Below are 10480 nucleotides of genomic sequence, written 5' to 3' on the forward strand. Positions count from 1 at the left end.
GACCGGACGATCCGGTCCCGCGCCGCCTTCCGCGTCGCCTTCCGCGTCGTCCGGCCCGAGCCGGCCCACCGGGCCGCCGGCCGGGGCCGGCGCCGGGGCGGGCGCGGCCAGGGCGGGCGCGGCCGGGGCGGGCGCGGCCAGGGCGGGCGCGGCCGGGGCGGGCGCGGGTCGGTGCTCGGCGAGCAGCACGTGCGCGTTGGTGCCGCCGATGCCGAACGAGCTGACGCCGGCGACCCGGGGCCGGCCGTCCGGCCCCTCCGGCCAGGGCCGGCCGGTGGTCGCCACCGACAGGGGCAGCTCGTCCCAGGGCAGGCGGGGATTGGGCGTGCGGAAGTTCAGGTGCGCCGGGATCCACCGGTGCCGCAGCGCCAGCACCGTCTTGATCAGGCCGACCACCCCGGCGGCGGCCTCCAGGTGGCCGATGTTCGTCTTGACCGAGCCGACCACCAGCGGGTCGCGCCGGTCCCGGCCCAGCACGTCGGCGGCGGCGCGCAGCTCGATCGGGTCGCCGAGCGGGGTGCCGGTGCCGTGCGCCTCCAGGTAGTCGACGTCGGCCGGGGCGAGGCCGGCGGCGCGCAGCGCGTCGGTCAGCAGCTCCTGCTGGGCGGTGCCGTTCGGCACGGTCAGGCCGCTGCTGGCGCCGTCGTGGTTGACGGCCGATCCGGCGAGCACGGCGTGGATGTCGTCGCCGTCGGCGATCGCGTCGGAGAGCCGCTTGAGCACCACCATCCCGGCGCCCTCGCCCCGGGAGTAGCCGTCCGCCGCCGCGTCGAAGGTCTTGCACCGGCCGTCGGGGGCGAGCGCGCCGGCCCGGCAGAGGAACAGGGTGATGTCCGGGGCGAGCATCAGGTGCGCGCCGCCGGCCAGCGCCAGGTCGCACTCGCCGGCCCGCAGCGCCTGGGCGGCCAGGTGCACGGTGACCAGCGAAGAGGAGCAGCCGGTGTCGACCGCCATCGACGGCCCGCGCAGCCCGAGCACGTACGACAGCCGCCCGGCCGCCACGCAGAAGAGGTTCCCGGTGCCGGTGTAGCCGTCGATCCGGGCCGGGTCGGCGATCTGGAGCCCCTTGTAGTCGTCGATGGACAGGCCGGCGAAGACGCCGCTGCGGGTGCCGCGCAGCCGGTCCGCCGGCATCCCGGCGTGCTCCAGCGCCTCCCAGGCCACCTCCAGCAGGAGCCGCTGCTGGGGGTCCATGCTCTCCGCCTCCACGGCGGAGATGCCGAAGAAGTCCGCGTCGAAGGTGTCCACGGTGGGCAGGAAGCCGCCGCGCCGCGCGTAGATGGTGCCCGGTTCGAGGGGGTCGTCGCCGTGCAGCGCGTCGACGTCCCAGCGGTCGCGGGGCACCGGGCGCGTGGCGTCGACGCCGTCGCGCAGCAGCCGCCAGAACTCGTCCGGGCCGTCGGCGCCGGGCACCCGGCAGGCCATGCCGACCACGGCGATCGGCTCGTCGGCGGCGGGCACCCGGCCCGGCCCGGAAGGGACCGCCGCCGCCCCGGTCGCCGGCCGGTCCTCCGCGCCGCCGAGCGACGCGGCGAGGTGGGCGGCGAGGTCGGCGACGGTCGGGTGGTCGAAGGCCACCGTGGGCCCCACCGGGACGTGCGGGCGCAGGTCGGCGGCGAGCCGCTCGGCGAGGCGGACGGCGGTCAGCGAGTCGAAGCCGAGGGCGAACAGGCCCGCGTCGGCAGGGATCTCGGCGCGGTCGCGGCCCAGCACCTCCGCCGCGCGGCCCACCACGTACTCCCGCACCCGGCGGCCGAGCCCGGCCGGGCTGCCGGCGCGCAGCCGGTCCACGACCGGCGACCCGACGGTGACCCGCTCCGGCCCGTCGGCCGGAACGCCGGCGGCCCGGGTCACGGCCGGCAGCGCGTCCCAGGCAACCGGCAGGCCGGCGAGGTAGAGGTCGGCGGCCAGGGCGTGGACCGCCTCGGCGGCGTCCCGGTCGGGGCGCAGCGAGCCCAGGACGGTGGTGCCGGGTCGCCCGCCCAGGCACTGCAACAGCGCGGTGCGCAGCACCGGGGTGGGGCTCACCTCCAGGTGCACGGCGGCGTCGGCGCGGGCCACCGCGTCGAGGAAGCGCACCGGGCGGCGGGACAGCATGCCCCAGTGCTCCGCGCCCAGCCGGTCGCCGCCGACCAGGTCGCCGTGGACGGTGGAGACCATGTCGGTGCTGGTGGGCCCGTTGCGCAGCAGCGGCCGCAGGTCCGCCACCAGTTCCCCGGTGAACGGCTCCATCTGCGGGCTGTGGAAGGCGTAGTTGATGCCGAGGTCGCGATGGAACACCCGGTCGGCGGCCAGCCGCGCCACGGCGGCGTCCAGGGCGGAGCGCTCCCCCGACAGCACCACGCTGGCCGGGCCGTTCACCGCCGCCAGCGACAGCCCGGCGGGCAGGTCGGCGAGGAGCCGGGTGGCCTGCTCGGCGGAGAGGCCGACGGCGAGCATCCCGCCGCCGCCGGTGGCCCGTTGCAGCATCCGGCCCTGGTGGTACGCGACCGCCATGGCGTCCTCGACGCCGAGCGCGCCGGCGGCGTACGCGGCGGTGATCTCGCCGAGGCTGTGCCCGATCACCACGTCGGGTCGCACCCCGAGGCTCTCCAGCAGAGCGAGCAGGCCGATCTCCACCGCGACGATCGCCGGCTGGGCGACGGCGGTCTCGGCGAGCCGGGTCGACTCCGCCGGCCGCCTGATCTCGTCGGTGACTGACCAGCCGCCCAGCGCCCGTACGGCCGCGTCGCACCGGTCGAGGGCGGCCGCGTACGGGGCGCACCCGGACAGCCCGTCGCCCATGCCGGGCCACTGCGTGCCCTCGCCGGAGAACACCATCGCCAGGCGCGGGACGTTGGTGCCGGCGGCCGTGCGTACCCCCTCGGCGGGCTGCCCGGCGGCGGCGGAGCGCAGCGCGGCCACCAGCGCCGCCCGGTCGCCGCCCGTCGCGACCAGCCGGTGCGCGGCGCCCGCCGGCGCGGCCCGCCCGGTCGGCTCCGCCCCGACGGCCAGCCGGTCGGCGGCCTCGGCGGCCCGCCGGCGCAGCGCGTCGGGGTCGGCGGCGCCGATCGGCACCATCCAGGACATGGGCACCTCCGTCACCGTGGTTCCACCGCCGCCGGGACGGGCAACGGCGTGTCCTTGATCTGGTGGCCGGCCAGCTCGCCCTCCACCAGCAGCACCTTCGCGGCGGCGGGTCGGGCGGCCGGCCGGAGCGCCTCGGCGACCGGCCGGTGGGGGTCGGCCGTGATCGCCGCGAGCGTCGCCACGAGGTCGTCGAGCACCCGGCCGGCGGCCTCGTCGGTCAGCAGGTCGCGGTGGTAGGACAGGATCAGCCCCAGCTCCACCCCGGGCATCACGTCGAGGCGGAACGGCTCGGCCATCCGGCTGAAGAACGTCGGGATCCGCTCGGTGGAGCCGAACAGGGTCGGGTCGAGGTTCTGGAAGACCAGGTACGCGTCGAACATCGGCCGGTCCGCCGGCCAGCCGGCCCACGCCGCCACCCGCTCCGGCGCGACGTACTGGTGGTGGGCGGCGTCGGCGCCGACGGTCATCACGTGCGACAGCAGGTCCGCGACGGGCCGGTCGGGCTCGGGCAGCCGCACCCGCATCGGCAGCACGTTCATCGTCGGGCCGGTCAGGTCCTCGACGCCGGGCAGGTCCGCCGGGCGGCCGTTGAAGAAGACGCCGAGGGTGGCCTCGCCGCGACCGGCGTACCGGGCGAGCAGCACCGCCCAGGCGGCCTGGACCAGCGTGTTCGGGGGCATCCGCAGCCGCTGCGCGGTGTCCCGCAGCGCCTCGGTGACGCCCGCGTCGACGTTCAGGTGCTGCCGGGCGTAGCCGCGCTGGGCGCCGGGCCGGTTGCCGGGCGCGAACTCGGCCAGCGGGGTCGGCGACCACCCGTCGGCGAACAGGTCCCGCCAGAACCCGGGCGTGTCGGCCGGTACGCCGCGCCGGCGCAGCCAGCCGACGTAGCGGCTGAACGGCACGTCGGTGCCGGCGTCCGGGGCCTCGCCGACGAGCAGCCGGTGGTACTCCCCGAGCACGTCGCTGAGGAAGACGCTGAGGCTCCAGCCCTCCATCCGCAGGTAGCTGAAGCTGAACACCGTCCGGTAGGCGTCCTCGTCCACCTTGGCCAGGAAGAGCCGGATGCCGGCCGGGTCCTCGGGGGCGCAGCCCACCGCCTGGTCCTCGCGCAGGAAGCGGGCCAGCTCGGCGTCCTGCTCGGCGGCGGTGAGCCCGGTCCAGTCCTCGTACCGGGACGGCAGCTCGACGTCGCGCCGCACCACCTGGAGCGGCTCGTCCAGGTCGGCCCAGACGAACATGGTCCGGAGCAGGGCGTACCGGCGGGCAAGCCCCGCCCAGCACCGGCGCAGCAGGTCCACGTCGATCGGGCCGCGCAGGGTGTCGACGCGCTGCACCAGGTATTCGCCGGGCCGCGGGTCGGCGACCAGCCGGCGCAGCATGTGCGCCTGGTAGGGGGCCAGCGGGAAGACGTCCGTCACGTCGGGGTCGGCCAGCAGCCGCTCCCGCCGGGCCCGGTCGCGCTCCGACAGCCCCCAGTCCGCCGGCGGCTCCGGCGCGTCGGCGGGCCCGTCGACGGCGCCGCCCTCGGCGAGGCGGGCGTCGGCGACAGCCGCGAGTTCCGCCACCGTCGGGTGCGCGAACAGGTCCCGGGGCACCAGCGGCAGGCCGGCCTGGTTGGCCCGGGCCATCACCCGGATCCCGCGGATCGAGTCGCCGCCCAGCTCGAAGTAGTTGGCGGTGGCGCTGACCCGCTCCAGCCCGAGGACGGACGCCCAGATGTCGGCGACGAGCCGCTCGGTGCCGTCGGCCGGCGCGACGTGCGCGCCCCGGTCCCGGGCCCCCGCCGGCGGCGGCGCCGGCAGGTCCGACCAGGCGACCTTGCCGTTGAGGCTGAGCGGGATGTCGGGCACGGGAACGAACACCGCCGGCACCGCGTAACGCGGGATCCGGTCCTTCAGGTGGGCCCGCCAGCGGGGGCCGAGCTCGCCCATCAGGCGCGCCTGGCGGGGCCAGTTCGCCGGCGCGCCGCCGCGCGCCGGGGGCGTCGGGGGCCACGAGGGCCGCACGTCGGCGCGGTGGAACAGGGCGTCCATCCGGGTCGGGTCGGCGGGGGACGGCGCGACGACGACGCGCGCGCCCAGCTCGTCGGCGAGCCGGTACAGCGCGTCGGGGTCGACGCCGGCCGGTTCCCGGTCGATCCGGGCGCGCAGCTCGGCCACGGTCCGGAAGCCGCCGTCGCCGGAGCGCAGCACGGCGATCTCGCGGAGGCGGTCGTTGGGGATCCCGGTCACGGCGAGCGCCGGTTCCTCCCGGAGTCGCTCGCGCAGCCGGCCGGCCAGGTCGCCGTCCCAGCCGAGCGGGTCGACGGCCGGCTCCGGCCCGGCCCCGCCGTCGGGTGCGGGGTCGGCGGCGACGTGGACGACCACGTCGTAGCGGAACCGGCTCAGCTCGTTGTCGTACCCGCCGGGCTTGAGCCGCACCTGCACGGCGGCCACGCCGGGCACGGTCTCGCCGAGGGAGGTGAACAGCGCCGGGTCGAGCGCCAGCTCCTCCTCCTGCCAGGTCCGGGCGGCCGCCCGGGCGAGCACCACCGCCGGGTCGTCGTCCGGGCCCGCCCGGTGCAGCTCCACCGAGCGGTGGAAGTCGGCCAGCAGGGGCAGGCTGCGGACGTCGCCGACGATCACCCGGCCGCCCGGGGCGACGAGCCGCAGGGCCTGCGCCAGCACCCGCCGCAGGTAGTCGGCGTCCGGGAAGTACTGCACCACCGAGTTCAGCAGCACCGTGTCGAAGGACCCGGCGGGCAGGTCCGCCAGTTCGTGCGCCGCCCGCTCGTCGAGGGTGACGCCCGCCAGGCCGCGGGCCCGGACCTCGGCGCGGACCTGGCCGAGCGCGAACCGGGAGATGTCGGTGCCGTGGTACGACGCGGCGTGCGGCGCGATGCGCAGCAGGAGCAGCCCGAGCCCGCAGCCCACCTCGAGGACCCGGCCGGGCGGCGTCGCCAGGGCCAGGGAGACGGTCTCGTCGACCCACCGCCGCATCTCGTCGGCCGGGATCGGGGCGCCGGTGTAGCTGCTGTTCCAGCTGGAGAAGTTGCTGTCCGCCGCGTCGGGCGTCGCCGGCTCGGTGTACGCCTCGTCGAAGACCCGCGCCCACTGGTGCACGGTGCCGTCGGCGTCGCCGGTCGCCGGGGTCCCGTCCGGGCCCGCCGGCGCGGCCGGCTCCGACGGCTCCCCGGCGCGGGGCACCACGTACGCCACGAGCTGGCCCTCGTCGCCGGCGTCCCGGCGCACGGTGACCACCGCGTCGCGGACGGTGGGGTGCTCCCGCAGGGCCGCCTCGATCTCGCCCAGCTCGAAGCGGATGCCCCCGAGCTTGACCTGGAGGTCCTCGCGGCCGAGGTAGGACAGGGTGCCCCCGGGCCGCCACCGGACGATGTCGCCGGTGCGGTACATCCGGGCGCCGGGGCGGTCGGCGAACGGGTCGGGGACGAACCGCTCGGCGGTCAGCGCCGGCCGGCCCTGGTAGCCCCGGGCGACCTGGATGCCGCCGATGCACAGCTCGCCGGGCACCCCGACCGGCACCGGCCGCCCGGCCGGGTCCAGCACGTAGATGCTGGTGTTGTCGACCGGCGCGCCGATCGACACGTCGGCGTCGGCGTCCTCCCCGGGCGGGCACCGGTGCGCGGTCACGTCCACGGCGGCCTCGGTCGGGCCGTAGAGGTTGTCCAGCCGCGCGGGCAGCCGCTCCTGGAGCCGGCGGACCAGGTCGCGGGGCAGCGCCTCGCCGCTGCACACCACCCGGCGCAGCCCGGTGCAGGTGGCCGAGCGCGGCTCGTCGAGGAAGAGCCGCAGCATCGAGGGCACGAAGTGGACGGTGGTGATCCGCTGGTCGTTGATCAGGTCGACCAGGTAGCCGGGGTCGCGGTGCCCGTCGGGGCGGGCCATGGTGACGGTCGCGCCGACCAGCAGCGGCCAGAAGAACTCCCACACCGAGACGTCGAAGCTGGCGGGCGTCTTCTGCAGCACCGCCTCGCCGGCGGTCAGCCCGAAGCGGCGCTGCATCCAGCGCAGCCGGTTCACCACGGCGCGGTGGCTGTTCATCACCCCCTTGGGCATGCCGGTGGAGCCGGAGGTGTAGATGACGTACGTCAGGTCGTCCTCGGTGACGCCGCTCGCCGGGGCCTGCGCGGGCTCGTCGGCGCAGTCGTCGCGGTGCAGGTCGATCGCCGGCGGCGCGTCGGCGGGCAGCACGTCCCGCCCGCCGTCGCCGGTCAGCACGATCCGCGCGCCGCAGTCGGCGAGCAGGTACGCCAGCCGCGCGGGCGGGTGGTCCGGGTCCAGCGGCACGTAGCAGCCGCCGGCCTTGAGCACGCCCAGCAGCGCCACCAGCAGCTCGGGTGAGCGGTCGAGGCAGACCGCGACCCGGCTGTCGGGGCCTACGCCGTGCCGCCGCAGCCGGTTGGCCAGCCGGTTGGCGCGCCGGTCCAGCTCGGCGTAGGTCAGCGACCGGTCGTCCAGCCGCACGGCGACGTGCTCCGGGGTCCGCCGGACCTGCTCGGCGATCAGCTCGTGCAGGACGCGCGGGGCGGGCTCCGGTGCGGCGGTGTCGTTCCACACCCGCAGGACGCGGTCGCGCTCCTCGGCGTCGACGAGTTCCAGCCGCGACAGCGGGGCGTCGGGGTCGGCGCAGACCTGGTCGAGCAGGCGCAGCAGGCTGGCCAGGATCCGCTCGACGGTGTCCCGGTCGAACAGGTCGGTGGCGTACTCCAGCCCGCCGGGCAGCGTGTCCCCGGCGTCCGCCAGCGACAGCCACAGGTCGAACTTCGCCGACCCCGTGTCGCCCTCGACGAGCCCGACGAGCTGGGTGTCGGCGGTCAGGTCGACCCGGGGCGGCGGGGTGTTGTTCAGCGCGAGCATCACCTGGAACACCGGGTTGTGGCTGGTGCTGCGCTCGGGTTGCAGCTCGTCGACGAGCTTCTCGAAGGGCAGGTCCTGGTGGGCGAAGTCGGCCGACACGTCGGCGCCGACCCGGGCCAGCAGCTGCCGGAACGTCGGGTCGCCGGTCACCGTGGTGCGCAGCGCGAGGGTGTTGGCGAAGAAGCCGAACAGGTCCTCCAGCTGGGGCCGGTTGCGGTTGGCCACCGGCGTGCCGACGACCACGTCGGGCTGCCCCGACCAGCGGGAGAGCACCACCGTGAAGGCGGCGAGCAGCGCCATGAACAGGGTGCTGTCGGTGCCGGCGCAGAGCGCGCGCAGCCGCCCGGTGAGCCGCTCGTCGACGGTGAACCGCAGGGTGTCGCCGCGGAAGCTCTGCACGGTGGGCCGGGGCCGGTCGGTCGGCAGCTCCAGCAGGGCGGGGATGCCGTCGAGGCGGTCCCGCCAGTAGCGCACCTGCCGGGCCAGCGTGGGCCCGGACAGCTGCGCCCGCTGCCAGACCGCGTAGTCGGCGTACTGGAGCTTGAGCTCGGGCAGCCGGGGCGTGCCGCCGGCGACCAGCGCCGAGTAGCACTCGGCCAGTTCCCGGGAGAACACCCGGCCCGACCAGCCGTCGGCGATCAGGTGGCTCCAGTTGACCAGGAAGACGTGCCGCTGCGGGGCGAGCCGGAACAGCCCGAACCGGACCAGCGGCCCGACCGCCAGCACGAAGGTGCGCCGGGCCTCCTCCTGGAGGGCCTGCCGCACCCGCTCGTCGCGGTCCGCCTCGCCGAGGTGGCTCAGGTCGGTCACCGGCAGGTCGACGGGCCCCGGCGGCGAGACCACCTGCACGGGCTCGCCGTCGGCCTCCCGGATGGTGGTGCGCAGCGCCTCGTGCCGGTCGACGATGCGCTGCACGCTGTCCCGCAGCGCCGCCACGTCCAGCGGCCCGTGCAGCTCCACCGCCATCGGCGTGTTGTACGCCGGGCTGTCCGGCACCATCCGTTCGAGGAACCACAGCCGCTGCTGGGAGAAGGAGAGCGGCGCCGGGCCGTCGTCGCCCCGGCGGGGGATCTCGTCGCGGTTGCCGCGCCGCCCCCGCGACCAGGCCGCCAGCAGCGCCTGCTTGGCCGGGGACAACGCCGGGGCGGGGCGGGCGCCGCGCTGCTCGTCGACGGTCATCGCGCGGCCCCGTCCGACTCGCCGCCGCCCGCCGCCGGCCCGGGGTCGCCCTCCGCCGAGGGCGCGGCTCCGCCGCCTGTCGGGGCGTCGTCCACGCCGTCCGCGCCGTCCGCGCCGTCCGTGCCGGCCGCGCCGGGAGCGCCGGCCGCGCCGGGAGCGCCGGCCGCGCCGGGGGTGCCGGCCGCGCCGGGAGCGCCGGCCATCCCGGAAGCGCCGGGGGCGTCGTCCTGGAGGGCGCGGATGATGGTGGCCTGGGCGGCGATGGTGTGCGCCTTGAACAGCTCCTCCAGCGGCAGGTCCACCGCGAAGCGTTCCCGCAGCCGGGTGACCAGGCGGGTGGTCAGCAGGGAGCTGCCGCCCAGGGCGAAGAAGTTGTCGTGCACGCCGACGGTCTCGAAGCCGAGCAGCTCCCGCCAGGCGGCGGCGATCGACTCCTCCAGGTCGTCCCGGGGCGCCACGTACTCGGTGGTCAGGTGGGGACGCTGGTGCAGGGTGCTGCCGAGGTCCACGTCGAGGCTGGTCGGGCCGGCGTCGACCGGCTCCGGCGCCCGGCGCGGCGCCACGGAGTCGTCCTGCACCGGGACGGGGCCGTCCTCCGGCGCGTCGATCCAGTAGCGGCGGCGCTCGAACGGGTAGGTCGGCAGGGACACCCGCCGGCAGGGCTGCCCGGCCGCGAAGGACTCCCAGTCGACGTCCACCCCGGACTCCCAGAGCCGGGCCAGCGTCGCCAGCAGGAACGCCTGGTCCGGCTGCGAGTCACGGGGGTGCCGGATCGACGGCAGGACCGGCGGGGCGGCGCCGTCGCCGTTCGCCCCCACCAGCGCCCCGAGCACCGTGCCGGGGCCCACCTCGACCAGCATCCGGTCGGCGGAGCCGGCGAGCAGGGTCCGCACCCCGTCGCCGAAGCGGACGGTGCCCCGCAGCTGCCGCACCCAGTAGTCGGGATCGGTGGCCTCGGCCGGGGTGATCCAGGTGCCGGTGACGTTCGAGACGTACGACAGCGTCGGCTCGCGCAGGGTGAGGCCGGCGACGTGGGCGCGGAACTCGTCGAGCACCGGTTCCATGGCCACCGAGTGGCCGAGGGTGCGCACGTGCAGCCGGCGGAAGTCCACCCCGTCGGCGGCGAGCCGGTCGGCCAGCTCCCGCACGGGCTCGACCAGGCCGGAGACGGTGCACTGGCCGGGGGCGTTCACCGCGGCGATGGAGAGCTCCGGGCCCAGCCGGGCGGCGAGTTCCTCCTCCGGCAGCGACACGGCGAGCATGGCGCCGCCGGGCAGGCGGTCGATGAGCTGGCCGCGCAGGGCGACGGTGTCGATGGCGTCGGCGAGGTCGAAGACGCCGGCCAGGCAGGCGGCCACGTACTCGCCGCCGCTGTG

3 protein-coding genes are annotated in these 10480 nt (G+C 76.9%); all 3 read right to left on the bottom strand.

All coding sequences use genetic code 11. The features are described from left to right. Window positions 1–3084, bottom strand: a 3084-nt coding sequence (locus ACWENR_RS26650; RefSeq protein WP_452279699.1) for a beta-ketoacyl synthase N-terminal-like domain-containing protein, incomplete at its 3' end; no start/stop codon positions are given. Further along, entirely contained in the window at window positions 3081–9104 is a 6024-nt protein-coding gene (locus ACWENR_RS26655) for an amino acid adenylation domain-containing protein (RefSeq protein ID WP_452279700.1), read from the bottom strand. The genes ACWENR_RS26650 and ACWENR_RS26655, both read right to left, overlap by 4 nt. Further along, window positions 9101–10480, bottom strand: a 1380-nt coding sequence (locus ACWENR_RS26660; protein ID WP_452279701.1) for an acyltransferase domain-containing protein, incomplete at its 5' end; no start/stop codon positions are given. The genes ACWENR_RS26655 and ACWENR_RS26660, both read right to left, overlap by 4 nt.

Source organism: Micromonospora sp. NPDC004336, assembly GCF_053602615.1.